Here is a 26,194-nt window from a genome sequence, read left to right as displayed (position 1 = left end):
CGTCGCAGTTGACGAAGATCAAGCTTAGGAGTCCGATAGGGGGCTTGGCATTTCAACCCTGGTCACCAGACCCAAGGAGCATTCCGATGGCAAAGCGTGTGCAGTTCCGCACCCATGGCGGGCCCGAAGTACTTGAGTATGTGGATTACCAACCGGCCGAGCCCGGCCCGCTGCAAGTGCGCGTGTCCAACAAGGCCATCGGCCTGAACTTTATCGACACCTACTACCGCAGTGGCCTCTATGCGCCGCCGGCCTTGCCGTCGGGCGTGGGTTCCGAAGGTGCGGGGGTGGTCGAGGCGGTGGGCAGCGACGTGACCCGTTTCAAGGTCGGTGATCGCGTGGCCTACGGCAGCGGTCCGCTGGGTGCCTACAGCGATGTGCATGTGCTGCCGGAAGCCAATCTGGTGCACCTGCCGGAGGCGATCAGCTACGAGCAGGCGGCCGGTGTCATGCTCAAGGGCCTGACGGTGCAGTACCTGTTGCGCCAGACCTACGAACTCAAGGGTGGCGAGACCATTTTGTTTCACGCGGCCGCCGGCGGCGTCGGTTCCCTGGCCTGCCAATGGGCGAGAGCCCTGGGCGTGAAGCTGATCGGCACGGTCAGCTCGCCGGAGAAAGCCGCGCTGGCGAAGGCCAACGGTGCCTGGGCGACGATCGATTACAGCGTGGAAAACGTCGCCCAACGCGTACTGGAATTGACTGACGGCAAAAAGGTCCCGGTGGTGTACGACGGCGTGGGCAAGGACACCTGGCTGACGTCGCTGGACAGCACGGCGCCTCGCGGCCTGGTGGTCAGCTTCGGCAATGCCTCCGGTGCCGTGGACGGCGTGAACCTGGGGATCCTGTCGGCGAAAGGTTCGCTGTATGTCACCCGGCCGACCCTGGCGACCTACGCCAACAATGCCGAAAACCTGCAGCGCATGGCCGACGAGTTGTTCGAGATGATCATCAGCGGCAAGCTGAAGGTGGACATCAGCCAGACATATCCATTGGCTGAAGCGGCAAAAGCGCAGGCCGAGTTGTCGGCGCGACGTACGACGGGGTCGACCGTTCTATTGCCCTGAGAACGCCTTCGCGAGCAGGCCCGCTCCCACAGGGGAATGTGAACTCCTGTGGGAGCGGGCTCGCCCGCGAAGAACGATCACGCGATCTCAATCGGGGCGAATAACGTTGCCGGTCGCCAGGTCGCGAATCACGCTGGGGTTCTTGCGCCCACCGAGGTTGCCGCCCAGCACCCCGTCAATCTGCCCGCGGAAGTACTGCTCGACGCGCAGCCGGGTGCGTGCCGCCGGCCGACCTTGCGGGTTGGCGGATGTCGAGACAAGCGGCCCGACCAACGAACACAAATCCCGCACCAGCGGGTGATCGCTGACCCGCAACGCGACCGTTTCGTGCACTCCGGTGATCCATTCGGGCAACAGGTTCTGGTGGGGCACCAGCCAGGTGTTCGGCCCCGGCCAGGTGCTGGCCATGCGATCCATCCACAGCTCGGGGAAGTCTTCGAAGAGAAAATCGAACTGGCGAATGTTGTCCGCAACCAGGATCAGGCCCTTGTCCACCGAACGACCCTTGATCAGCAGCAGACGTTCCACCGCTTCTTCGTCCCACGGGTCGCAACCCAGACCCCAGACCGCTTCGGTTGGGTAGGCAATCACCGCACCTGCGCGTACGGCTTGCGCGGCTTGTTGCACACGCCAACTGTTGACCATGAAAAACTCTCCGGAAAAAGGCTCTGCGCAGTTTACCGATCTTCTTTGTAAAACCTAGCTCACCCGCGCAAACCAGCGCCCGCTTTCGCAGATTGCGCGGCCGTCCATTTCCAGTTCGGTCAGCGCCGCCAGCACGTTGGGCAGCGCCCAACCGCTGCTGTGCGCCAACGCTTCACTGGTGTGGGGCGCTGCATGCAACAGCGCCAGCAGCGGGTGAGTGGCTGACGGCGCCTCGGTGGACAGCGGCAGCCGTTGCCAACCGCGCAAGGCTTCAAGGATATGCTCGATGGTTTCCACCAGCATCGCACCGTCCCGGATCAACTGATGACAGCCCTTGGCGCCCGGGTGATGGATCGATCCCGGAATCGCGTAGACCTCGCGGCCTTGCTCCGCCGCCAGCCTGGCGGTGATCAACGAACCACTGGCGATGCTGGCTTCGACCACCAGCACACCCAGGGACAGACCGCTGATGATCCGGTTGCGCCGGGGAAAGTTGCCCGCACTGGGTCCGGCCTCCAGGGGGAACTCGGAAATCACTGCGCTGCCCGTCGCCACCATGGCGTCCGCGAGCCGGCGGTTGCGCTGTGGATAAAAGTTTTCGAGTCCGGTGCCCAAGACACCGATCGTTCGCCCGCCCACGTCCAGAGCGGCTTGATGCGCGGCGGCATCGATCCCCAGCGCCAGTCCACTGGTGATGACAAAACCGGCGCTGGCCAGGCTGCGGGAAAAGGCGGCGGCGGTGTCCATCCCCGGTCGCGATGCACGGCGGCTGCCGACCATTGCCAGTTGCGGTTTTTCCAGGATGTCCGGATCACCCGCGACAAACAGCAACGGCGGTGCATCGCTGATTTCCGCCAGCAGGGCGGGGTAGTCAGGCTGGTCCCACATCCGTAAATGCTGGCCCGGACGCTCCAGCCAGGCCAATGCGTGGCTGGCGCCATCGCGCACTTCACTGCTGCGCCGGGCCTCTGCGCAAGCCGATGGCAGGCCCAGCGAGCGCCAGGCGCTCGCCGGTGCGCCGATGGCTTTGGAGGCCGAGCCGAAGGCTTCGAGCAATTTCCTGAAACGCGCGGGACCCAGTTCCGGCAAGCGGTGCAAGCGCAGGCGGGCTTCCAGTTCCGCAGGGGAAACCGGTGTAACGGCAGACAGCGACATGGATCATCCTTGATCGTTATAAGTCCCGAGCACACGGGAACAAGCTGTGGATAACTCTGTTGGTAACTTGTGAAGCAGGCTAAGGATTGCGCACCTTGTCCATCACCGCCAATGAGCGCGAGGCGTTGAGCACCAGTCCATAGCTGAGCTTGTCGTAGGTGCGGAAAACCATGAGCAATCCGGCACGTTCATCGGGAATCTTCAACGGCTGGCCGGTGATCCGGTCCCGCACGGTTTCGCCGGTCTTCATCACCACCAGCACGTTGCCTTCGGCCAGGCCGTCACGCTGGCCCTTGTTGAGCGTGACCACATCCAGCGCACCGATCTGCGTGACCCCGCGAGGTACATCGATGATCAGGCCGTTGATATCGCTGGCCGGCGCACTGGGCATGAAGGTCGAATTGATCGATCGCTCCTCGCTGCTGAACAGGCGATCGCCCAGCCGCACCTCCTGAGTGGTGCGTTGCAGGGCGAGGGTGGCGACATCGCCTTCGGTGGCGATCACTTCCCCACCGCCGATGTCATCGGCGTTGATTCCCAGAAACTCCTTGCTGTCGGGGTCGGTGTAGACCTTGCCCTGGCGGAAGATGCCGTAGACCGGATGGTTCTGGTCAAAATGGCCGCGGGCGAAGATCCGATCCCCGGTGCCGCTGAGCACCCGCTCGGCATCACCGGCGACGATGTAGGGCGCCTGGTCGAAATCCTCGACCTTGTCGACGATGCGGTTGCTCAACAGAAAACTGTTGATGGCCTGCAACGGAATGCTCGGGATCGCGTCGGCCACAGGGGAGCTGCGCACCCGTGGCGACAGCTTGATGGTGCCCCGGGAGGCCCCGCGGTTCAGGGTCAGCCGCGGCTGGCCATCGACGTAGACCAGCGACAGCACATCGCCTGGATAGATCAGGTTGGGATTCTGGATCTGCGGATTGACCTGCCAGAGTTCAGGCCACTTCCACGGCTCACGCAGGTATTTGCCGGAGATGTCCCAGAGTGTGTCGCCCGTGACGACCGTGTATTGCTGTGGAAAACCTTCCCTGAGCTGCACTTGCCCATGCGCGAAACCGGCCGAGGCCAGAAGGAGCAGGGCGAGTAGTGATTTCCTCATGCGGTGAATCCCTTTATTATGTGCGTTCGCGTGAAACGCCAGAGCCTTCGTGGCCCGCTCCCGGCTCACTATTGAGACCTTCTCATTATTAAGAAAAGGGAGCTACGTTTTACAACGGTAGCCGGCATCTTCAGACCCGCCAGGCCATCGACCCGACTTTACCTCACACGTGCATCAGTTGAGCTTATGGCCATTTTAGACATCCTCGAATTCCCCGACTCGCGCCTGCGGACTATCGCCAAACCCGTGGCCGTAGTGGACGACGAAGTGCGTCAGTTGGTCGATGACATGTTTGAAACAATGTATGAAGCGCCGGGCATCGGCCTTGCCGCGACCCAGGTCAACGTGCACAAACGTATCGTCGTCATGGACCTCTCCGAAGACCGCAGCGAGCCGCGGGTGTTCATCAACCCCGAGTTCGAGCCCCTGACCGACGAGATGGAGCAATACCAGGAAGGCTGCCTCTCGGTACCGGGCTTCTACGAAAACGTCGATCGCCCGCAAAAGGTCAAAATCAAGGCCCTGGACCGCGACGGCCAGCCTTACGAACTGATCGCCGAAGGCCTGCTCGCGGTGTGCATCCAGCATGAATGCGACCACCTCAATGGCAAATTGTTCGTCGACTATCTGTCCAGCCTCAAACGCGACCGAATCAAGAAGAAACTGGAAAAGATCCATCGCCAGAACGCTTGATGCCCTCCTTTCAAAGGCTTGCTGCGGCAAGCCTTTTTCTTTTGCGGCTGATTTGTAAATGACTGCTTCGTAAAATGAGAACTCTCCATGACTGAGCCACTGCGCATCGTCTTTGCCGGCACCCCGGAATTCGCCGCCGAACACCTCAAGGCCCTGCTCGACAGCCCTTACGAGATCATCGCGGTCTACACCCAACCGGACCGTCCGGCGGGTCGCGGGCAAAAATTGATGCCCAGCCCGGTCAAGCAGTTGGCACTGCAACACAGCATCCCGGTGCTGCAACCGCCGACCCTGCGCAACGAACAGGCCCAGGCCGAACTGGCGGCGCTGAAACCCGACCTGCTGGTGGTGGTCGCCTACGGCCTGATCCTGCCGCAGGTGGTGCTGGACATTCCGCGCCTGGGTTGCATCAACAGCCACGCGTCGTTGCTGCCACGCTGGCGCGGGGCGGCGCCGATCCAGCGTGCCGTCGAAGCCGGCGACAGCGAGAGCGGCGTGACGGTGATGCGCATGGAACTGGGTCTCGACACCGGACCGATGCTGCTCAAGGTCACCACCCCGATCAGCGCTGAAGACACCGGCGGCAGCCTGCACGACCGTCTGGCGCAAATCGGCCCACCGGCGGTGATCCAGGCCATCGCCGGTCTCGCGGCCGGCACGCTGGAGGGCGAAGTGCAGGACGACAACCTCGCCACCTACGCGCACAAATTGAACAAGGACGAAGCGCGCATCGACTGGAACCGTCCGGCCATCGAGCTGGAACGTCTGGTGCGCGCCTTCAACCCCTGGCCAATCACCCACAGCACGCTGAACGGCGAAGCGCTGAAGGTGCTGGCCGCCAGCCTCGCACCAGGCAAGGGCCAGCCGGGGGAAATCCTCGACGCCAGCAAGGACGGGCTGATCGTCGCCTGCGGCGAGCAAGCGCTGTGCCTGACTCGCCTGCAATTGCCCGGTGGCAAGGCGCTGAACTTCAGCGATCTGTACAACAGCCGTCGTGAGAAATTTGCCGTCGGCACCCTGCTCGGTCAAACGGCGGACGCTCGATGAATCCACGTCTGGCCGCCGCCAAGGCACTGGCCGCCGTCCTTAACGGCAAAGCCTCACTCAACAGTTCGCTGCCGACACAACTGGACAAGGTCGAGGATCGCGATCGCGGCTTCACCCAGGACCTGGCGTTCGGCACCGCGCGCTGGCAACCGCGCCTGTCGGCGCTGGCGGCCAGGTTGTTGCAAAAACCGTTCAAGGCTGCGGATGCCGATGTCGAGGCGCTGTTGCTGGTCGGCCTCTATCAACTGCTCTACACCCGCGTGCCGGCCCATGCCGCCATCGGCGAAACCGTCGGTTGCGCCGACAAACTGAAAAAGCCCTGGGCCAAGGCGTTGCTCAACGCCGTGTTGCGCCGTGCCCAGCGTGAAAGCGAAGCGCTGCTGGCCGAACTGGAACACGACCCGGTGGTGCGCACTGCCCACCCCCGCTGGCTGCAAAAATCCTTGAAGGCGTTCTGGCCACAGCAATGGGAAGCCATTTGCGCGGCGAACAACGCTCACCCGCCGATGATTCTGCGGGTCAATCGTCGCCATCACACTCGCGAGGCTTACCTGGGGTTGCTGGCTGACGCCGGCATCGCCGCCACGGCGTGCACCTACAGCCGCGACGGCATCATTCTTGAGGTCGCCGCCGATGTGCGCAGCCTGCCAGGGTTCGCGCAAGGCTGGATCAGCGTGCAGGACGAAGCCGCGCAACTGGCCGCCGACCTGCTTGACCTCGCCCCGGGCCAGCGCGTGCTCGACGCCTGCTGCGCACCGGGCGGCAAGACCTGCCACATGCTCGAAGCCGAACCTGCGCTGGCCGGTGTGGTCGCGGTGGACCTGGAAGCCAAGCGCCTGGTGCGAGTGCGGGAAAACCTCGAACGCCTGGGCCTGAGCGCCGAACTGATCGCCGCCGATGGCCGTGACACTGCAACCTGGTGGGACGGCAAACCGTTCCAGCGCATCCTGCTCGACGCACCGTGCTCGGCCACCGGTGTGATCCGCCGTCACCCGGACATCAAGCTGACTCGCCAAGCGCAGGACATCGCCGCGCTTGCGCAACTCCAGGGCGAGTTGCTCGATGCCCTGTGGATAACCCTGGAAGTCGGCGGCATCCTGCTGTACGCCACCTGTTCCACACTGCCGACCGAGAACACCGAGGTGATCGAGGCCTTCCTCGCCCGCACGCCGGGCGCCCGCGAACTGGACCTCGCCACCACAGCCGGCGTCAAGCAACCTCACGGTCGCCAGTTGCTGGCCCAGGAAGGTGGCCACGACGGGTTCTACTACGCCAAGCTGATCAAGATCGCCGCCACACGCGGTTAACCGGTTTAAGGGAGTGACTGGATGAAAATCATCATCCTCGGCGCGGGGCAGGTCGGCGGTTCGCTGGCGGAACACTTGGCCAGCGAGGCCAACGACATCACCGTGGTCGACACCGACGGCGAACGCCTGCGCGACCTCGGCGACCGGCTGGACATCCGCACCATCCAGGGCCGTGGTTCGCTGCCGACGGTGCTGCGCCAGGCCGGCGCGGACGACGCCGACATGCTGGTGGCGGTGACCAACAGCGACGAGACCAACATGGTCGCGTGCCAGGTCGCCCACACCCTGTTCCATACCCCCACCAAGATTGCCCGGGTTCGCGAAGCGTCTTATCTAACGCGGGCCGAACTGTTCGATAACGAAGCGATTCCGGTGGATGTGCTGATCAGCCCGGAGCAGGTGGTCACCAACTACATCAAGCGCCTGATCCAGTATCCCGGCGCGCTGCAGGTGATCGACTTCGCCGAAGGCAAGGCACAACTGGTGGCGGTCAAGGCCTACTACGGCGGGCCGTTGGTCGGCCAGCAACTGCGTCAATTGCGCGAACACATGCCGAATGTCGAGACCCGCGTCGCGGCGATTTTCCGCCGTGACCGGCCGATTCTGCCGCAGGGCGACACGGTGATCGAAGCCGACGACGAAGTCTTCTTCATCGCCGCCAAGGCCAACATTCGTGCGGTGATGAGTGAAATGCGCCGCCTCGACGAGAGCTACAAACGCATCGTCATCGCCGGTGGCGGGCAGATTGGCGAGCGCCTGGCCGAAGCCATCGAAAGCCGTTACCAGGTGAAGATCATCGAGATGAGTCCGGCGCGTTGCCGTCACCTCTCGGACACCCTCGACAGCACCGTGGTATTGCAGGGGAGCGCTTCGGACCGCGACCTGCTGCTGGAGGAAAACATCGCCGACGCCGACCTCTTCCTCGCCCTGACCAACGACGACGAAGCCAACATCATGTCGTCGCTGCTGGCCAAACGGCTGGGCGCGAAGAAGGTCATGACCATCATCAACAACCCGGCCTACGTCGACCTGATCCAGGGCGGCGACATCGACATCGCCATCAGCCCGCAACTGGCCACCATCGGCACCTTGCTCGCCCACGTGCGGCGCGGCGATATCGTCAGCGTGCATTCATTGCGTCGCGGTGCGGCGGAGGCGATCGAGGCGATTGCCCATGGCGATGCCAAGTCGAGCAAAGTGATTGGCAAGGCCATCGAGAACATCGGTTTGCCGCCGGGAACGACGATTGGTGCGATCATTCGCGATGAAGAAGTGCTGATTGCCCACGACGACACGGTGATCGCAGCAGGCGACCATGTGATTCTGTTCCTGGTGGACAAGAAGCATATTCGGGATGTGGAGAAGCTGTTTCATGTGGGGCTGAGCTTCTTCTGATCCGATTTTCGCTGAATCGGACGGCCCCATCGCGAGCAGGCTCGCTCCCACATTGGAATGCATGCCCCTGTGGGAGCGAGCCTGCTCGCGAAGCGGTTTCACAGATACGACAACGCGCCAGACAACCCTCAGCCAAGGAACTCAACATGCTCGAATCCCTGGAAAAAATGCTCGCCAAGGGTGTGGATAACGCGCTGCTGCGCTTCGGCCTGGGCAAGGGTTACCTGGACCTGGGTGACCACGCCAAGGCTGCCGAACATTTCCAGCGTTGCGTGGCATTCGACCCCAAGTACTCGGCGGCGTGGAAGCTGTTGGGCAAGGCGCGACTCGGGCAGGCCGATTATCCGGCCGCGCGCCAGGCGTGGGAGCAGGGCCTGGAAGCGGCCCGTGCGCACGGCGACAAGCAGGCAGAGAAGGAAATGACGGTGTTCCTGAAAAAGCTCGAGCGTCAGGCCGCTGATCAGAGGTAACGCAGGCCGATGCCTTCGGCATCCACTTGCACTACTTCCATCTTCACCCTCGGTGCACCGGTGGGCAAATCCTGTACCTGCCCGTAAACCACCGCCCCCTTGGGCAACGCCGATAACGCCGGGTGCTTGACGTACACACCTGTGGTGGACAGGTTGCGCGTCTGGCCGAGGCATTCGCCGAAGCTTTCATGGCTGATCTTGATGCGAAACGACTTGCGGTGTTCGGACATCTATTGCGCCCTTTCCTCAACAGCTGTGGATAAACCTCGATGCAAGTTTATCCACAGATCATGCCAATTGAATCAGTACCAGCGCTCTTCACCCGGCGGGCGTTTCTTGAAGCGCTTCATACTCCACATGTATTGGCTTGGATACGCCCGCACGTACCGCTCGACCACCTGGCTCATGGCGGCGCAGGAGGTTTCGGTGTCGGTGCTGTACATCGCTGGCGGCGCGGCTTCGAGGATCACCTTGTAGCCGGAACCGTCCGGCAGGCGCAGCGCATGCAGGAACACCCCGACCGCTTTGCCGCCGGCCAGCATGTTCGGTACGAACTTGCTGGTCAGCGCCTGGGTGGCGAAGAACGGCACGAAGATCCCGGCGGATTCTGCCGGTTCCGGGTCCGCAGGAATGCCCACTGCACCACCTTTGCGCACTTCCTTGATGACACTGAGGATGCCTTCCTTGGTGGACGCAGCGACCTTGTTGCCCAGTTGCACCCGCTGCTTGCGCAACAGCTCGTCCACGGCCTTGAGCTTGGGCGGACGATAGAAAATGATCGGTTTGCACTGGCTGCAATAGAAGTGGTTCAGCACTTCCCAGTTGCCCAGGTGGCTGGTGATGCCGACGACACCCTTGCCCGAGGCGAGGGCGTCTTTCAATACGTCGAGCCCTTCGACTTCACGCACCAGGTCGATGGAGCGTTGCGCCGGCCAGATCCACGCGCAGGCGCTTTCGGTCAATGACTTGCCGATGTCCTTGAGGCTCTGGCCGACCAGGCGCTCGCGCTCGGCAGGGTCCATGTCGGGAAAACATTTGGCCAGGTTGATCCGCACCACGTCGCGGGAGCGGTTCGGGGTTTTCCACATCACCCAGCCGATGGCCGAGCCCACGGCCTGTACGGCCCGCCACGGAAGCAGGGCAAACAGCCGCAGAGCGCCTACCAGCAAGGCGCCTTTAAACTTATCCACAGGTCACTCCTGATCTTGTGCTGTGCGCGAGGCGGCCATTCTAACCGGCGTTGGCCAAGGTCGCGTAGCGGTCGCAATCGCGGGTATGGTCCATGACCATTCCCGACGCCTGCATCAATGCGTAGCAGATGGTCGGACCGACGAAGGTGAAGCCGGCCTTTTTCAGGCCTTTGCTCATCTGCACCGCCTCGGGCGTGATGGCCGGCACTTCGCTGCGGTCCTTGAAATGGTTGATCTTCGGCACGTTGCCGACGAAAGACCAGAGCAGCCCCACGGGGTCCTCCAGCGCCAGCCAGGCCTGGGCGTTGCGCCGGGCGGCATTGAGCTTGAGGCGATTGCGGATGATGCCCGGGTCGAGCATCAGTTCATCGATTTCCGCGTCGCTCATCTGCGCCACGCGCTGGACGTCGAAGCCGAACAGCACCCGGCGATAATGCTCGCGTTTGCGCAATACGGTGATCCAGGACAGGCCGGCCTGGAACCCTTCGAGCAAAAGCAACTCGAACAAACCCTGCGCATCGCGCAGCGGCGTACCCCACTCCTGATCGTGATAAGCCATGTACAGCGGATCTTCGGAACACCAAAAGCAGCGTGGCATAAGGCTCCAGGGGGCGTGCGCAGTCGTGAATCGGGTATACTCCCGCTCTTTAAATCGCAGCCCAAGAAACAGGTGAATTTCGTGAGCCAGCCTACGCCAGCCGTGCGTACCTTCCAAGACTTGATCCTCGCGCTCCAGCAATACTGGGCCGAGCAAGGTTGCGTGGTACTTCAGCCCTACGATATGGAAGTAGGCGCCGGGACTTTCCACACCGCCACGTTTCTGCGCGCCATCGGCCCGGAAACCTGGAACGCCGCTTATGTGCAGCCCAGTCGCCGCCCGACTGACGGCCGCTACGGCGAAAACCCGAACCGCCTGCAGCACTACTACCAGTTCCAGGTGGTTCTGAAGCCAAACCCGGACAATTTCCAGGAGCTGTACCTGGGCTCCCTCAAGCATGTCGGCCTGGACCCGCTGGTCCACGACATCCGCTTCGTCGAAGACAACTGGGAATCGCCGACCCTGGGCGCCTGGGGCCTGGGCTGGGAAGTCTGGCTCAACGGCATGGAAGTGACGCAGTTCACTTACTTCCAGCAAGCGGGCGGCATCGAATGCTACCCGGTGACCGGCGAGATCACCTACGGCCTGGAGCGCCTGGCCATGTACCTGCAAGGCGTGGACTCGGTCTACGACCTGGTCTGGGCTGACGGCCCGTTTGGCAAGGTGACCTACGGCGACGTGTTCCACCAGAACGAAGTGGAACAGTCCACCTACAACTTCGAACATGCCAACGTCGAAAAGCTGTTCGAGCTGTTCGATTTCTACGAAAGCGAAGCCAAGCGCCTGATCGAACTCGACCAGCCGCTGCCATTGCCGAGCTACGAAATGGTGTTGAAGGCTTCCCATACTTTCAACCTGCTGGATGCGCGCCGAGCGATCTCGGTGACCGCGCGTCAGCAATACATCCTGCGCGTACGCACCCTGGCGCGTTCCGTTGCGCAAGCCTACCTGCTGGCGCGTGCCAAGCTGGGCTTCCCGATGGCGACCCCGGACCTGCGTGACGAAGTACTGGCCAAGCTGGAGGCTGCACAATGAGTGCTCAAGATTTCCTGGTTGAACTGGGCACCGAAGAACTGCCACCCAAAGCCCTGAACACCTTGGCCGAAGCGTTCCTGGCCGGTATCGACAAGGGTCTGCAAAGCGCTGGCCTGAACTACGGGACCAAGACCGTCTACGCCGCGCCACGTCGCCTGGCCGTGCTGATCACCTCGCTGGCCACCCAGCAACCGGATCGCAGCATCAACCTCGACGGCCCGCCACGCCAGGCCGCGTTCGATGCCGACGGCAACCCGACCCAGGCCGCCCTCGGCTTTGCCAAGAAGTGCGGGGTCGAGCTGAGCGAAATCGACCAGAGCGGTCCGAAACTGCGCTACAGCCAGAACATCGCCGGCAAGCCGACCGCCAGCCTGCTGCCGACCATCGTCGAGGATTCCCTGAACGACCTGCCGATCCCGAAGCGCATGCGCTGGGGCGCGCGCAAGGAAGAGTTCGTGCGTCCGACCCAGTGGCTGGTCATGCTGCTCGGTGACCAGGTCATCGACTGCACCCTCCTGGCCCAGAAGGCCGATCGCGATTCCCGTGGCCACCGCTTCCACCACCCGGAAAAAGTGCGCATCGGTTCGCCGTCCAGCTACCTGGCCGACCTGCGTGCCGCCTACGTGCTGGCCGACGCCAACGAGCGCCGCGAGATCATCAGCAAGCGCACCGAAGAGCTGGCCACCCGCCAGGAAGGCACTGCCATCGTGCCACCGGCGCTGCTCGACGAAGTGACCGCACTGGTGGAATGGCCGGTGCCGCTGGTGTGCTCGTTCGAGGAACGCTTCCTCGACGTGCCGCAGGAAGCGCTGATCACCACCATGCAGGACAACCAGAAGTACTTCTGCCTGTTGGACGCCGACGGCAAGCTGCTGCCACGTTTCATCACCGTGGCCAACATCGAAAGCAAGGACCCGCAACAGATCATCGCCGGTAACGAGAAAGTGGTTCGCCCACGCCTGACCGACGCCGAGTTCTTCTTCAAGCAGGACAAGAAGCAGAAACTCGAAGACTTCAACCAGCGCCTGCAGAACGTGGTGTTCCAGGAAAAACTCGGCAGCGTCTATGACAAGGCCGAGCGCGTTTCCAAACTCGCCGCCTACATTGCCGCGCGCATTGGCGGCAATGCATCCTGGGCGGCGCGCGCCGGCCTGCTGTCCAAGTGCGACCTGGCGACCGAGATGGTCGGCGAGTTCCCGGAAATGCAGGGCGTTGCCGGCTACTACTACGCCGTCAACGATGGCGAGCCGCAAGACGTCGCCCTGGCACTGAACGAGCAATACATGCCGCGCGGTGCCGGCGCTGAATTGCCGACGACCCTGACCGGTGCGGCCGTGGCCATCGCCGACAAGCTCGACACCCTCGTGGGCATCTTCGGTATCGGCATGCTGCCCACCGGCAGCAAGGACCCGTATGCGTTGCGCCGTGCCGCGCTGGGCGTGCTGCGCATCCTGATCGAGAAACAACTGGATCTGGACCTGAACGACGCGGTGGCATTCGCCGTCAATGCCTTTGGTGCCAAGGTCAAGGTAGCCGGCCTGAACGACGCGGTGCTGGAGTTCATCTTCGACCGCCTGCGTGCGCGCTACGAAGACGAAGGCGTCGACGTGGCGACCTACCTGTCGGTTCGCGCTCTGAAGCCGGGCTCGGCGCTGGACTTCGACCAGCGTGTGCAAGCGGTTCAGGCCTTCCGCAAATTGCCGGAAGCGGCGGCGCTGGCGGCGGTGAACAAGCGTGTGTCGAACCTGCTGAGCAAGGTGGAAGGCTCCGTGCCGACCGTCGTGGAAGCCAAGTACTTCGACAACGCCAACGAGTTCTCGCTGTATTCGGCGATCCAGCAGGCTGACCAGGCCGTGCAGCCGATGGCCGCTGCTCGCCAGTACAGTGAATCGCTGGCGCGCCTGGCCGCGTTGCGCGAACCGGTGGATGCCTTCTTCGAAGCCGTCATGGTCAACGCGGATGACGCCAATGTGCGCGCCAACCGTTATGCGTTGCTGTCGCGTCTGCGCGGGCTGTTCCTCGGCGTCGCCGACATTTCGCTGCTGGGTTGAGGGGTTGCCGTTGAAGCTGCTGATTCTCGATCGGGACGGGGTGATCAACTACGACTCCGACGCTTACATCAAGTCGGTGGCAGAGTGGATCCCTCTGCCCGGCTCGATCGAAGCCATCGCGCAGTTGAGCAAGGCCGGCTGGACGGTAGCGGTCGCTACCAACCAGTCGGGCATCGCTCGCGGCTATTACGACCTCGCCACCCTCGACGCCATGCACGAGCGCTTGCGCGGGCTGGTGGCGGAGCAGGGCGGCGAGGTCGGGCTGATCGTCTATTGCCCGCACGGGCCGGACGAAGGCTGCGAATGCCGCAAGCCGAAACCGGGGATGTTGAAAACCATCGCCGCACATTACGACGTGCCGCTGGCGAATCTATGGTTCGTCGGCGACAGTCTCGGTGACCTGGAGGCCGCCAAAGCCGTCGATTCTCAGCCAGTTCTGGTGAAGACCGGAAAGGGCGAGAAGACGTCAGCCAAGGCGCTGCCGGTGGGCACCCTGATTTTTGACGATCTTGCGGCGGTTGCCGCGCAACTTATCCACAATTAGAGTGCTTTCGAGTTCCTGACCAGGGATTGATCGGGAGTGCGCTTTATATAGACGGGCAAAGCCCGCACGGTAAACGTCGCCATGTCGATACTGCAGGCCATCAGAATCTTCCTCTTTTACCTGCTGCTGGGCACCAGCTCCTTGCTCTGGTGCAGCCTGAGCTTTTTTATCGCGCCGTTCCTGCCATTCAAGGCGCGCTATCGTTTTATCAACGTGTACTGGTGTCGATGCGCCCTGTGGTTGAGCAAGGTGTTCCTGGGCATCCGTTACGAAGTCAAAGGCGCCGAGAACGTGCCGAACCAGCCCTGCGTGATCCAGTCGAATCATCAGAGCACCTGGGAAACCTTCTTTATCTCGGCGTACTTCGAGCCGTTGAGCCAGGTGCTCAAGCGCTCGCTGCTGTATGTACCCTTTTTCGGCTGGGCCATGGCCATGTTGCGACCGATCGCCATCGACCGGGACAACCCGAAGGCGGCGCTCAAGCAGGTGGCGAAACGAGGCGATGAACTGCTCAAGGATGGCGTCTGGGTGCTGATCTTCCCTGAAGGAACCCGCGTTCCCTACGGCACCATCGGCAAGTTCTCCCGTGGCGGCACCGCACTGGCGGTCAACGCGGCACTGCCGGTGCTGCCCATCGCCCACAACGCCGGCAAGTTCTGGCCAAAGACCGGCTGGGCGAAGAAGCAAGGGGTCATTACCGTGATCATCGGCAAGCCCATGCATGCCGAGGGAAGCGGGCCACGTGCCATTGCCGAGCTCAATGATCGCGTACAGGCCTGGAACGAGCAGATGCAACGGGAAATGGGATCGCTTCCTCCCGCCCCACAAGCCCCGGCAGCCAGCGACCAGATGGCCGTGTGAACATCTGTGGATAACCTGTGTGCCGTTTTGCTGACACCTGCTGCATTTTCATTTTAAGTATTTGATTTAATTATATATTTCTTAAACTCATAAAACCCGGAAAAATGTGCATAGGTTTTTCCGGAGTTCAAAAAACCGGCTCATCGAGCCGGTTTTTTTATGCGCAAATACTCGCCGCAGCCATCAACCTAGTACATGACACCGCGCCCGCTGTGTTTCGTCTCCCAGCAGTGCCTGGGGATTTTCACAACCGACCGTGCACAGACTGCAGCGCTCTCGAAAGAAGCAGCCCTTGGGCAGATTTCGGTTACCCGGCAATTCGGTGGGCGCCGCCACCTGTTCTGCATGCAACGCGACGCCCAGTCGCGGCACCGCTTCGAGTAACAGGCGGGTATAGGGATGGCGCGGGTGATCGAGCACCTGAGCCGCGTGGCCAAGCTCAACGATCTGCCCCAGGTACATCACCGCCACCCGGTCGGCCATATGACGCACGACGGAAACGTTGTGCGAGATCAGGATGTAGGTCAGGTTGCGGGCACGTTGCAGCTCTGCAAGCAGGTTGAGGATCTGCGCCTGCACCGAGATGTCCAGCGCCGAGGTGGGTTCGTCGAGGACGATAATGTCCGGGTCGGAGGAAAGGGCCCGGGCAATGGCAATCCGTTGACGCTGGCCGCCGGAAAACTGGTGGGGAAAGCGGTCCAGGTATTCCGGACGAATGCCGACCTGGGACGCGACCCGGGCAGCCAGTTCGCGCATCTGCGTACGATCGACAAGCCCCCGGGCGTACAGCGGCTCGGTGATGATGCGCCAGATCGGCAGGCGTGGATCGAGCGAAGACTGAGGGTCCTGGAACACGATCTGCACGTTGCTGCGACCCTCGTCATCGCGGCGACTGGCCCAGTTCAAAGCGCCGCTGCTGGGTGCAATCAAGCCCATCAACAGCTGCGCCAAGGTGCTTTTTCCACAGCCGGACTCACCCACGATCCCCAGGGTTTCGCCCGCCCGTACCTGCAGATCAATGCCATTGAGGGCGTGGGCATAACCTCGCGGTCGACCCAGCCAGTCGTTACTGACGGGAAAACGCACGCGAACATCGTTGAGTTGAAGGATCGGCGGGGCCGTTGGGGTAGTACGTTGAAGGACGGCACTGTTCATCACGAAAGCTCCTTGACGGGCAACCAGCAAGCGCTTTTACGTTGGTCGTTGATGGCATTGAGGGTCGGGCGCCTGGCACAGACGGGCATGGCATATGAGCAACGCTCCTGAAACGTGCAGCCCTCGGGTAGGGAGGCGAGGTTGGGAACTTGCCCGGGAATGGTCAGCAGCGGCTGGCCTGGCTCCACCATTTCCGGGAGACCACTGAGCAGCCCGCGCGTATAGGGGTGCTGCGGATTGTTCATCACGTCGACGGTGCGACCTTCCTCGACCACCGCACCGGTGTACATGACATACACCCGGTCACAGAATTGCGACACCAGCGCCATGTCATGGGTGATGAGCAAAATGGCCGTGCCGCGTTGCCGGGCCTTTTCCCGCAACAGCAACAGCACCTGGCGTTGCACGGTCACGTCGAGGGCGGTGGTCGGCTCGTCGGCGATCAGCAGTTGGGGTTCGCAGGAGAACGCCAGCGCAATCATCACCCGTTGGCGCATGCCTCCGGAGAGTTCGAAAGGGTAGCTCTCCAACACGTGCTCGGGGCTGGCGATGTGCATGTCGCGTAGCAGGGCAATCGCCTTGATCCGCGCCTGTTCCGCACTGATCTTCTGGTGATGGATGATCACATCGAGCATTTGCCGACCGATGCGCCGGGTCGGGTTCAGGGCCGTCATCGGCTCCTGGAAGATCATCGCCGCATCGCGCCCGCGAATCTGCAGCAGGTCCTTTTCAGGGGTGGTGAGCATGTCGCGGCCGAGCATGCTGAGGCTGCCCGCCGTGATGCGATAGCTGCGCTCGGGCAGCAGGCGCATGCTGAGCATGGCCGTGACCGACTTGCCCGAGCCGGACTCGCCCACCACGCCGACGATTTCGCCGGGATTGACGTGCAGCGTCACGCCGTTCAGGGCCTTCACGTTGTTCTTGTAAGCCGGGAACTCCAGGCTCAGGTTGTCGATGGCCAGTACTGGACTCGAAGTCTGCATGATCATTTCCCCTGTTGCCGTGGGTCGAGCAGGTCGCGGACACCATCGCCCAGCAGGTTGAATCCGGTGGCGGTAATCAGAATCGCCAGGCCGGGAAAGGTCGAGTACCACCAGTTGTCGAGGATATAGTTGCGCCCGGTGGCGACCATCGCGCCCCATTCGGCGGTGGGTTGCTGGGCACCCAGGCCAATGAATCCCAGGGCCGAGGCCATGAGGATCGCGCTGCCGATATCCAGGCTCAATTGCACCAGCAACGGCGGCATGGCGTTGCGCGCCACGTGCCAGTGCACCACATGCCAGCGTCCGGCGCCGAACGTCTGGGCCGCCTTGACGTATCCCATCTGTCGAATGCTCAAGGCCTGGCCCCGGGCCAGTCGCACGTAGGATGGAATTCGCACCAGGGTAATCGCCAGCATGGCGTTGAACAGGCTCGCGCCCAGTGCAGCCGCCAATGCCATGATCAGGACCAGCGACGGCACCGACAGCATGATGTCCATCAGACGCATGACGAATGCATCGAAGCGCCCGCCGATCACCCCCGAAAAGCACCCCAGCAAGCCGCCGATAAAACAGGAGGCAAACGCCACGAACAGGCCGACGCCCACCGATTGCTGGCTGCCGAACAGCACCCGGCTGAACAGGTCGCGGCCCACTTCGTCAGTGCCAAACCAATGGTCGGCGGACGGTGGGGCCAGGCGCTCGCCGAGGTTCAGGGCATTCGGGTCATGGCTGGCCAGCCAGGGTGCGAAAATCATGCACAGCAATACGATGGAAGTGATCAACAGGCCCGCCATGGTCAGCGGGCTGCGGCGGATCTGGTACGCCAGGTAGGCCAGTTTTTCAGCCCTGCGCGGGCGACGCGCTGCCGTCAGAGTCACGGACATTTCAATTCACCTCGCCAATGCGTGGGTCGATCACGCGGTACAAAAGGTCGATGGCCATGTTCAACAGCACATAGATGAACGACACCAGAATGGCGAAGCCCATCACCGCCGGGAAATCCAGCGATTGGATCGACTTGACCACATAGGCGCCCATGCCGGGCCAGGCAAATACGGTTTCGGTCAGTACCGCGCCATACAATAAGTCCCCCAGGGTCAGCCCGAGGACGGTGACCGATGGGATGAGTGCGTTGGGCAGTGCATGACGCAGTATCACGGTCCACCGGGACAGCCCATAGGCGCGCGCGGTGCGGATGTAGTCTTCACCCAGTTGATCCAGCATGGCCGAGCGGATCTGTCGGGCGACCACCCCCAGGGTCACGAAGCCCAGCGTTGCGGCTGGAAGGATCAGGTGTTCGGCTGCATCGAGAAACAGTCGCACATCCCCTGCCAACAGCGAATCGATCAGGTAAAAACCGCTGATCGTCGGGGGCGGCGAGAGCCCTTCGGACAACCGGCCACCGCCGGGCAACCAGCCCAGATGGCCGTAGAACAACACGATTGCACCCAGGCCGAGCCAGAAGGCCGGCGTGGAAATACCAGTGACCGCCAGGGTCCGGGCGATCTGATCGATCAGTCGGTTGTGGTAGACCGCAGACAACACGCCCAGCGGCACACCCACCAGAATCGCCAGCGCCAGGGCCACCAGCGCCAGTTCCAGGGTCGCCGGGAAGAACGCCTGCAAGTCTTCCAGAACGGGGCGGTTGGTTCGGATCGAGGTCCCCAAGTCCCCGTGCAGCAGGTCCATCAGGTAACGACCGTATTGCTGATACAGCGGCAGGTCCAATCCCAGTTGATGACGGATGCCTGCCACGAGGGCATCGCTGGCACGGTCGCCGGCGATCAATCGCGCAGGGTCGCCCGGGATCAGGTGGGAAATCGAAAAGGTAATCAGCGAAACACCGAACACGACCAGGATCAAGCCGAGCAGGCGCTTGCGCAACATTGTCAGGAAGGCCATCTGGCACCTCAGTTACACGCGCGACGAAAATCAGAAGCCGCGCCAGCCACCGGGGCTGGCGCGAGGAAGCCTGTTTACTTGCTCATGCTTCCCAGGTTGAACACTTGTTCGAGCATGGGGTTGAACACGTAGCCCTTGACCGAATCACGCATCGGCAGGGTGTAGCTCTTCTGATAGAGGTAGGCATAGACGCTGTCGTCGAGCACCTTTTTCTGCGCGGTCTGGTACAGCTCGACGCGTTTGGCGGTGTCGCTGACAGCGGCCGCTTCACGAATCAGCTTGTCGACTTCCGGGTTGCTGTAGAACGAGCGGTTGCCCTGCAGGCCCTGCATCTTTGAGTCGAACCAGAAGTTCATGAACATGTACGGGTCAGCGAAGTCCGGGCTCCAGGTGCCCACGGCGATGTCGTAGTCGGCCTGGCCGACGCGTTCACGCAGGGTGGCGTTGGCGGTCTTCTCCAGCTTGAGGTTGATGCCCAGGGGAGCCAGGGCCGCCTGCAGGGTCAGGCCGATCGGTTCCCAGTTGGCGTCCTTGTCCGAGTACATGTAGTTCAGGTTGGTGATCTTCTGGGGAGCCTTGGCCAGGCTGGCCTTCGCGGCGGCCAGGTCCTGCTTCATCACCGGCAGCGAACTGTCGTAGGCCCACATGCCATCCGGGATCGGCCCGTTCAGCAGCTTGGCCTTGTCCTTGAGAATGCCCTTGACGATGCCGTTGTAGTCCACCGCCTCGGTGATCGCGCGGCGGGCATTGACGTCGGTCAGAGGCCCCTTCTTGTTGTTCAGGTACAGGTACGTGACGCGCAGTGAGGGGAAATCCCTGACCGCGACACCGGGCTTGCTGGCCAGTGCGCCCAATTGGTCTTCGGGCATGTCCTCGATGATGTCGAGGTCCCCGCGTTCCAGTTGCAGGCGACGCACCGATGGCTCCGCAATGGTCTTGAGGATCACGGTCTTGAACGCAGGCTTGGGACCGGCGAAATGAGGGTTCGGCTCCATGGTGATGGACTGGCCCTTTTGCCAGTTGGTCAGGCGGAATGGGCCGGAGCCTGCAGTGTGGCTGGACAGCCAGGCGTTGGTTTCAGCGCCCTTGTTGGCCACCAGCGGGTTAACGATCGAGGCGCCGTTATGGGCCAGGGTGAACAGGAAAGGGGCGAACGGCGTTTTCAGGGTGAAACGGATGGTCTGCGGGTCGATCACCGCCACCACCATGTCCTCCGGGAACGCACCGGATGGCCCCTGCTTCATGGTCATCAGACGATCGAAGGAAAACTTCACGGCGGCGGCATCCACGGCGGTGCCGTCGTCGAACTTGTTGCCGGGCTTGATCTTGAATTCCCAGACCAGGTTGTCCGGCGACACGGTCCAGCTTTCCGCCAGGTCGCCTGTCACTTCAGTGCTGCTCTTGTCACCGTCGGTCTTGTAGCTCACCAGTCGCTGGTAGGACGGGTAGGTGATGGTCCAGTCGTTGTTATCGAAGGTGACCGCCGGATCGAGTGTTTGCGGGTCGGCGGGCTTGCCGATGACCAGAGTGTCCTGGGCTGTTGCCGCAGAGGCGGCTTGCCAGGCGCCCAGGCTCATTGCGCTGCACAGTAAGCCAAGCGCGAGCCGGGTGGCGCGTGGAAAGGTTTTGCTGGTCACGGTGTTGATTAGGGTCATGCCGGTTTCCTTGATCATTCGATGTATGGAAGTAGGTCAGGTTTTTTATAAAAGCTATAACCGGGCAGTTGCAGGTGAAGCAGGTAACGCTGACGTTGTTGTTATCAGCCGACTGAACGTGGGCTGTGCTGCGTTTTCCCGAAACTCTGTGGTTTCTCGGGGTGTGTTGCGGTTTCAGTTGTTCGAAAAGGTGGTCTGGTCGTCTTCCAGCAAGGGGTAGTCATCGGCTTCCGGAAGCTCGTAATGCCACCACTCGGTGGGAATTGCGCGGAACCCGGAAGCGAGCATGATTCCCAGCAACAGCAGACGATTGCGCTGCACATTGACGGGCAGGTCGGGGTAGAACTGATGGGACTTCTCTTCCATGGCGTCGAAGGCGGTGCCCATGTCCAGCGGCTGTCCGTCCCCATCCACCAGGGTCAGGTCCACGGCCACGCCACGGCTATGGTGGGAACCCAAATGGGGATCGCGCACGTAATTACCGTCAGGCAATGCCTCCCACAACAGGAACTGGGCGAAGGGCGGGCGGTAGGCGTCATAGATACGCAGCGTGTAGCCGGCCAGCCGCGCCAGCTCACTGGCCTTGCCCAGGCAATCGGCCGCCTGGCGATGCAGCAGGCAACGGGCACTCGGGTAAATCACCTTTCCAGCCAGATTGTCGGCACTGGCGTAGATCAGATCGATTTGCACCTGATAACGCTCGGCATCAATCTCTACAAGGGGGCTGTTGTTCACGCAAAAACTCCAGTTGGATTGCTAGCCTTCGAACTGGCCGAAGGCCTTTTGCAGTTGACGATTTTTGGTCAGGCGTTCATCGAGACGGTCGCCATACTTCTCGGCGACCGCCGACACCATCAGGTTCAACAGGCAGGCCAGCGGGGCAGGGGAGTCCCAGAACTGTCCGACATCGGTCTTGAGTTGCAGCAGGTCCAGCGAGTAGTCACGGGCCCATGGGCACTGCAGGTCAGTGATCAGGGCCAGGGGCAGGTTGTTATCGATGGCGGCGTCGCAAAACGTCCGGGTCACACTGGAATAGGCGCGGAAATCCGAAATGATGGCATAGGGATTGGCAAAGCCCGAGTTCAGGGTTTCGGCGTAGATGCCGGACAGGCCGTCGACGTAGTAGACCTTGGGCCGGATGTATTCAAGGTGGCTATGAAATGCGGTGAGAATCCCGCGGGTCGACTGAATACCGAGAATGAACACCGCATCGGCTTCGTAGATGCGCTGCACGATATCGTCGAAGACACTGCTGCGTGCCAGGGCATAAACGTGCCGGATGGCTTCGATCTCGCGAGTCATGGAGCGGTCGAGGGCGTCTTCGCGAGTGCTCTCGGTGCGAAAGGCGCCGATACGGTCCGTGATCAGCCAGGACGCCGGCGCTTCGCCGCGCAGACTCTGTTTGACCTCATCGATGTTTTGATAGCCCAGCGACCGGAAAAAGCGCCCCACGGAAATCCCGGTGGTGGATGCCTGCTGCGCGATACTGTCGGCCGACTCGAACGGAAGCTGGTCCGGATTACCCAGTAGGTAACTGGCAATACGTTTGCCCGTCGGGGTCAGGTTGGAGAACTCCTGCTCGAGCAACTGAAGAAAGCTGTTCTTTTCTGTCGACATGTCAGCGCCACCGATCGAGGTATTGTTATTGCGGTGTCATTATCTTTATCTATGTTACATATATAACATCTATCCTCCTGACAACACCATGTTTTTTTGGTGCTTTTTGCTCCCCCACCGAGAGCGGAAAAAACCGAAAAAAAAAGCCAGCGCAATGCGCTGGCTTTTTGTTTGGCAGATCCGCTGGATCAGAAGTCCAGGTTGGACACCGCCAAGGCATTGCTTTCAATGAAGTCGCGACGAGGTTCGACCGCATCACCCATCAGGGTGTTGAAGATCTGATCCGCGCCAATGGCGTCTTCGATGGTCACCTTGAGCATCCGGCGAACACTTGGGTCCATGGTGGTTTCCCACAGCTGATCCGGGTTCATTTCGCCCAGACCTTTGTATCGCTGGATGGTGTGACGCTTGGTGCTTTCAGTCATCAGCCATTCAAGGGCTTCCTTGAACTCGGTGACGGCTTTCTTGCGCTCGCCACGCTGGACGTAGGCCCCCTCATCCAACAGGGTGCTCAACTGCGCCCCCAGCGAAACGACGGTCTTGTAGTCATTGCTGCCGAAGAAGTCGCGGTTGAAGGTGACGTAGCTCGACAGGCCGTGGGAGGTCAGTTCGACTTCCGGCAGCCACACGCCACGCTCGCGGTCTTCACGCAGGCTGGCCTTGTAGACCAGGCCAGACTTCTCGACCAGGCGCAGACGCGCTTCGTACTGGGTCAGCCACTCCTGCATCGCGGCGTGATCGCCGAGTTTTTCCAGGCTGACGGCCGGCAGGTAGATGAAGTGCTCGGTCAACTCCTGCGGGTACAGGCGCGACAGACGCTTGAGGGTCTTCATGACCATGCGGAAGTCGTTCACCAGACGTTCCAGCGCTTCGCCGGAGATGCCCGGTGCGTCTTCGTTCAGGTGCAGGCTCGCATCTTCCAGGGCCGACTGCGTCATGTATTCTTCCATGGCGTCGTCGTCTTTGATGTATTGCTCTTGCTTGCCTTTCTTGACCTTGTACAGCGGCGGCTGGGCGATGTAGATATAACCACGCTCGATCAGCTCCGGCAGCTGACGGAAGAAGAAGGTCAGCAGCAGGGTACGGATGTGCGAACCGTCGACGTCAGCATCGGTCATGATGATGATGTTGTGATAACGCAACTTGTCGATGTTGTACTCTTCGCGACCGATGCCGCAGCCCAGCGCAGTGATCAAGGTGCCCACTTCCTGGGAAGAGATCATCTTGTCGAAACGCGCCTTCTCGACGTTCAGGATCTTGCCCTTGAGGGGCAGGATTGCCTGGGTTCTGCGGTTACGACCCTGCTTGGCGGAACCGCCAGCAGAGTCACCTTCCACCAGGTACAGTTCGGAAAGGGCAGGGTCCTTTTCCTGGCAGTCGGCGAGCTTGCCGGGCAGGCCAGCGATGTCCAGCGCGCCTTTGCGGCGAGTCATCTCGCGTGCTTTACGTGCCGCTTCGCGGGCACGTGCTGCGTCGATCATTTTGCCGACGACCAGTTTGGCTTCGTTCGGGTTCTCCAACAGGAAGTCGGAGAAGTACTTGCCCATTTCCTGCTCGACCGCGGTCTTCACTTCGGAAGACACCAGCTTGTCTTTGGTCTGGGAGCTGAACTTCGGATCCGGCACCTTCACCGAGATGATCGCGGTCAGGCCTTCACGGGCATCGTCACCGGTGGTCGCGACCTTGTGTTTCTTGGCCAGACCTTCCGCTTCGATGTAGGTGTTGAGGTTACGCGTCAGCGCAGAACGGAAACCCACCAGGTGAGTACCGCCATCGCGCTGCGGAATGTTGTTGGTGAAGCACAACAGATTCTCGTTGAAGCTGTCGTTCCACTGCAGGGCGATTTCCACGCCGATGCCGTCTTCACGCTGGATGTTGAAGTGGAACACCTGGTTGACCGCAGTCTTGTTGGTGTTCAGGTATTCAACGAACGCACGCAAACCGCCTTCGTATTTGAACAGCTCTTCCTTGCCCGAGCGCTCATCCTTGAGGACGATGCCGACACCGGAGTTGAGGAACGACAGCTCACGAATTCGCTTGGCCAGGATGTCCCAGCTGAAGTGAATGTTCTTGAAGGTTTCGCTGGAAGCCTTGAAGTGGATCTGGGTGCCCGTGGTGTCGCTGTCGCCAACGATGGCCATCGGTGCCTGTGGCACACCGTGAACGTAGGTCTGTTCCCAGATCTTGCCGCTGCGGCGAACGGTCAGGACCAGTTCTTCGGACAAGGCGTTCACGACCGACACACCTACGCCGTGCAGACCGCCGGAGACCTTGTAGGAGTTGTCGTCGAACTTACCGCCGGCGTGCAGCACGGTCATGATGACCTCGGCTGCCGATACGCCTTCTTCTTTGTGCACGTCTACCGGGATGCCACGACCATTGTCGCGAACGGTGATGGATTCATCCGGGTGAATGATGATGCTGATGTCGTCACAGTGGCCGGCCAAAGCTTCGTCGATCGAGTTATCGACCACCTCGAACACCATGTGGTGAAGACCGCTGCCATCGTCAGTGTCACCAATGTACATACCGGGACGTTTGCGCACGGCATCCAGGCCTTTCAGCACTTTAATGCTCGATGAGTCGTACGTATTTTCTTCGCTCAATGCCTTCACTCCCGATGGTCGTGGGTCTGGGTGATACGGCCCTGTTCCACGTGGAACAGAGCGACCGGCGTTTCCGTCTGCCAGCCGTCCCTCAATAATTCGTGATCTACACAGGTAATGAACACCTGGCAGCGTAAGTCTTCCAACAAGCGGCAAAGCGCGCGACGGTGCTGCTCGTCCAACTCGGACGGCAAGTCATCCACCAGATAAATACACTGTCCGCGTCGGGCCTGGCTGACCAGATGCCCCTGGGCAATCCGCAATGCACAGACCACCAGCTTCTGCTGACCGCGGGACAATATGTCCGCTGCGTTGTTCGCGCCCAATCTGAGGCGCAAATCAGCACGCTGTGGCCCGGCCTGGGTGTGACCCATTTGCTGATCCCTCTGCAGGGACCCGGAGAGCACTGCACTCAGCTCGCGGTCTTTGTCCCAGCCTCGGTAATAGCTGAGCGTCAAACCCTCAAGCTCAACCAATTCGCTCAAGGTCTGTTCAAAGACTGGTTTCAAGGCTTTGATATAGGCGCGGCGGTATTCATCTATTTCAGCGCTGGCCTGGCACAGTTCCCTGTCCCAAACCGCTTGCGAAACGGCGTCAAGTGTACCATGTCGCAGCCAAGAGTTTCTCTGACGCAGGGCCTTCTGCAAGCGTTGCCAGGTCGACATGAATCGCGGTTCCACGTGGAACACACCCCAGTCGAGAAACTGTCGACGAATCTTCGGCGCACCTTCCAGCAAGCGGAAGCTGTCCGGGTTGATCAGCTGCAATGGCAGGATCTCTGCCAACTGAGCGGCACTGCGGGCATTCTGACCGTCAATGCGGATCTGGAATTCGCCTTGGCGATCCCGGGAAATCCCCAGCGCACTCTGCCCACCCTCGGCCAATTCGACTTGGCCAAACACCGTGCATGCCAGCTGTTCGTACTGGATCACCGGTAACAGACGGGTGCTGCGAAATGAACGGGCAAGCCCCAGCAGGTGAATGGCTTCCAGAACACTGGTTTTGCCGCTGCCGTTGGCGCCGTAAAGAATGTTGATTCGGGGGGAGGGGGAGAAGGTCACCGGGTGCAGATTGCGCACCGCGGTGACCGAGACGCGACTTAAGGACATCTAGTTT

At 61.4% G+C, this 26,194-nt stretch carries 25 protein-coding genes; 10 read left to right on the top strand and 15 right to left on the bottom strand.

The genetic code is table 11. The annotated features are described in order from the left end of the window. Positions 1-86 precede the first annotated feature (86 nt). A complete protein-coding gene (locus IB249_RS19180; protein WP_192307273.1) occupies positions 87-1,064 on the top strand; it encodes an NADPH:quinone reductase in 978 nt (325 codons plus the stop codon). 87 nt (positions 1,065-1,151) lie between these two features. On the opposite strand, the gene IB249_RS19175 is transcribed toward IB249_RS19180, so the two are convergent. The 3 genes from IB249_RS19175 to IB249_RS19165 all read right to left on the bottom strand — a co-directional run bounded on the left by IB249_RS19175 (position 1,152) and on the right by IB249_RS19165 (position 3,969). Then, positions 1,152-1,709: an L-threonylcarbamoyladenylate synthase gene (locus IB249_RS19175; RefSeq protein WP_192307272.1), complete on the bottom strand. Its 558-nt coding sequence runs from the start codon at positions 1,707-1,709 to the stop codon at positions 1,152-1,154. Between the two features lie 54 nt (positions 1,710-1,763). Next, positions 1,764-2,864, bottom strand: coding sequence for a DNA-processing protein DprA (gene dprA, locus IB249_RS19170; protein WP_192307271.1), 1,101 nt, complete (start codon positions 2,862-2,864; stop codon positions 1,764-1,766). 79 nt (positions 2,865-2,943) lie between these two features. Beyond that, positions 2,944-3,969: a LysM peptidoglycan-binding domain-containing protein gene (locus IB249_RS19165; RefSeq protein ID WP_192307270.1), complete on the bottom strand. Its 1,026-nt coding sequence runs from the start codon at positions 3,967-3,969 to the stop codon at positions 2,944-2,946. Positions 3,970-4,155: 186 nt separating this feature from the next. Here IB249_RS19165 and def point away from each other — a divergent pair, with 186 nt between their 5' ends. The 5 genes from def (at position 4,156) to IB249_RS19140 (ending at position 8,881) form a co-directional block, all read left to right on the top strand. Further along, the gene (def, locus tag IB249_RS19160) at positions 4,156-4,662 is read left to right on the top strand and encodes a peptide deformylase (RefSeq protein WP_192307269.1); all 507 of its coding nucleotides are present in this window, start codon (positions 4,156-4,158) and stop codon (positions 4,660-4,662) included. An 87-nt stretch (positions 4,663-4,749) separates the two neighbouring features. Next, a complete protein-coding gene (gene fmt / locus IB249_RS19155) occupies positions 4,750-5,709 on the top strand; it encodes a methionyl-tRNA formyltransferase (protein WP_192307268.1) in 960 nt (319 codons plus the stop codon). Beyond that, a complete protein-coding gene (gene rsmB, locus IB249_RS19150) occupies positions 5,706-7,016 on the top strand; it encodes a 16S rRNA (cytosine(967)-C(5))-methyltransferase RsmB (protein ID WP_192307267.1) in 1,311 nt (436 codons plus the stop codon). The genes fmt and rsmB overlap by 4 nt, the downstream gene beginning before the upstream one ends. A gap of 21 nt (positions 7,017-7,037) precedes the next feature. After that, positions 7,038-8,411, top strand: a complete 1,374-nt coding sequence (gene trkA, locus IB249_RS19145; protein WP_192307266.1) for a Trk system potassium transporter TrkA — start codon at positions 7,038-7,040, stop codon at positions 8,409-8,411. A gap of 146 nt (positions 8,412-8,557) precedes the next feature. Next, on the top strand, positions 8,558-8,881 hold the full coding sequence (locus tag IB249_RS19140) for a tetratricopeptide repeat protein (RefSeq protein ID WP_192307265.1): 324 nt from the start codon (positions 8,558-8,560) through the stop codon (positions 8,879-8,881). On the opposite strand, the gene IB249_RS19135 is transcribed toward IB249_RS19140, so the two are convergent. The 3 genes from IB249_RS19135 to tag all read right to left on the bottom strand — a co-directional run bounded on the left by IB249_RS19135 (position 8,872) and on the right by tag (position 10,669). Then, positions 8,872-9,111, bottom strand: coding sequence for a PilZ domain-containing protein (locus tag IB249_RS19135; protein WP_192307264.1), 240 nt, complete (start codon positions 9,109-9,111; stop codon positions 8,872-8,874). The two genes, IB249_RS19140 and IB249_RS19135, sit on opposite strands and share 10 nt — an antisense overlap. 72 nt (positions 9,112-9,183) lie before the next feature. Continuing rightward, the gene (locus IB249_RS19130) at positions 9,184-10,071 is read right to left on the bottom strand and encodes a lysophospholipid acyltransferase (RefSeq protein WP_192307263.1); all 888 of its coding nucleotides are present in this window, start codon (positions 10,069-10,071) and stop codon (positions 9,184-9,186) included. Between the two features lie 40 nt (positions 10,072-10,111). Beyond that, positions 10,112-10,669: a DNA-3-methyladenine glycosylase I gene (tag, locus tag IB249_RS19125; protein ID WP_192307262.1), complete on the bottom strand. Its 558-nt coding sequence runs from the start codon at positions 10,667-10,669 to the stop codon at positions 10,112-10,114. 81 nt (positions 10,670-10,750) lie between these two features. Between tag and glyQ the strand changes: the two genes are divergently transcribed. From glyQ to IB249_RS19105, 4 genes are all read left to right on the top strand, one after another. Continuing rightward, complete coding sequence (gene glyQ, locus IB249_RS19120) at positions 10,751-11,704, top strand: glycine--tRNA ligase subunit alpha (RefSeq protein ID WP_003213601.1); 954 nt, start codon at positions 10,751-10,753, stop codon at positions 11,702-11,704. Beyond that, complete coding sequence (glyS, locus tag IB249_RS19115; protein WP_192307261.1) at positions 11,701-13,755, top strand: glycine--tRNA ligase subunit beta; 2,055 nt, start codon at positions 11,701-11,703, stop codon at positions 13,753-13,755. The genes glyQ and glyS overlap by 4 nt, the downstream gene beginning before the upstream one ends. Positions 13,756-13,759: 4 nt before the next feature. After that, a complete protein-coding gene (gene gmhB / locus IB249_RS19110; RefSeq protein ID WP_192307260.1) occupies positions 13,760-14,299 on the top strand; it encodes a D-glycero-beta-D-manno-heptose 1,7-bisphosphate 7-phosphatase in 540 nt (179 codons plus the stop codon). 81 nt (positions 14,300-14,380) lie between these two features. Next, positions 14,381-15,160: a lysophospholipid acyltransferase family protein gene (locus IB249_RS19105; RefSeq protein WP_192307259.1), complete on the top strand. Its 780-nt coding sequence runs from the start codon at positions 14,381-14,383 to the stop codon at positions 15,158-15,160. A gap of 183 nt (positions 15,161-15,343) precedes the next feature. On the opposite strand, the gene IB249_RS19100 is transcribed toward IB249_RS19105, so the two are convergent. The 9 genes from IB249_RS19100 to recF all read right to left on the bottom strand — a co-directional run bounded on the left by IB249_RS19100 (position 15,344) and on the right by recF (position 26,187). Continuing rightward, positions 15,344-16,315, bottom strand: coding sequence for an ABC transporter ATP-binding protein (locus tag IB249_RS19100; RefSeq protein WP_192307258.1), 972 nt, complete (start codon positions 16,313-16,315; stop codon positions 15,344-15,346). Then, positions 16,315-17,298: an ABC transporter ATP-binding protein gene (locus IB249_RS19095; RefSeq protein WP_192307257.1), complete on the bottom strand. Its 984-nt coding sequence runs from the start codon at positions 17,296-17,298 to the stop codon at positions 16,315-16,317. Before IB249_RS19095 ends, IB249_RS19100 begins: the two co-directional genes overlap by 1 nt. A 2-nt stretch (positions 17,299-17,300) precedes the next feature. Then, complete coding sequence (ddpC, locus tag IB249_RS19090) at positions 17,301-18,182, bottom strand: D,D-dipeptide ABC transporter permease (protein WP_192307256.1); 882 nt, start codon at positions 18,180-18,182, stop codon at positions 17,301-17,303. 1 nt (position 18,183) lies between these two features. Next, complete coding sequence (locus IB249_RS19085; protein WP_192307255.1) at positions 18,184-19,200, bottom strand: ABC transporter permease; 1,017 nt, start codon at positions 19,198-19,200, stop codon at positions 18,184-18,186. A gap of 74 nt (positions 19,201-19,274) precedes the next feature. After that, a complete protein-coding gene (locus IB249_RS19080; RefSeq protein WP_192307254.1) occupies positions 19,275-20,855 on the bottom strand; it encodes an ABC transporter substrate-binding protein in 1,581 nt (526 codons plus the stop codon). A gap of 174 nt (positions 20,856-21,029) precedes the next feature. After that, the gene (gene ddpX / locus IB249_RS19075) at positions 21,030-21,590 is read right to left on the bottom strand and encodes a D-alanyl-D-alanine dipeptidase (RefSeq protein ID WP_192307253.1); all 561 of its coding nucleotides are present in this window, start codon (positions 21,588-21,590) and stop codon (positions 21,030-21,032) included. A 21-nt stretch (positions 21,591-21,611) separates the two neighbouring features. After that, the gene (locus tag IB249_RS19070) at positions 21,612-22,472 is read right to left on the bottom strand and encodes a MurR/RpiR family transcriptional regulator (RefSeq protein WP_192307252.1); all 861 of its coding nucleotides are present in this window, start codon (positions 22,470-22,472) and stop codon (positions 21,612-21,614) included. 188 nt (positions 22,473-22,660) lie between these two features. Continuing rightward, complete coding sequence (gene gyrB / locus IB249_RS19065) at positions 22,661-25,078, bottom strand: DNA topoisomerase (ATP-hydrolyzing) subunit B (protein ID WP_192307251.1); 2,418 nt, start codon at positions 25,076-25,078, stop codon at positions 22,661-22,663. Positions 25,079-25,083: 5 nt separating this feature from the next. Then, positions 25,084-26,187, bottom strand: coding sequence for a DNA replication/repair protein RecF (gene recF, locus IB249_RS19060; RefSeq protein WP_192307250.1), 1,104 nt, complete (start codon positions 26,185-26,187; stop codon positions 25,084-25,086). Between the last annotated feature and the right edge of the window lie 7 nt (positions 26,188-26,194).

The organism is Pseudomonas sp. PDM04, assembly GCF_014851765.1.
In the GTDB taxonomy this organism is placed as follows: domain Bacteria; phylum Pseudomonadota; class Gammaproteobacteria; order Pseudomonadales; family Pseudomonadaceae; genus Aquipseudomonas.
The sequence above is the reverse complement of the archived record's forward strand: the minus strand, read 5'-3'. Positions and strand labels throughout refer to the sequence as shown.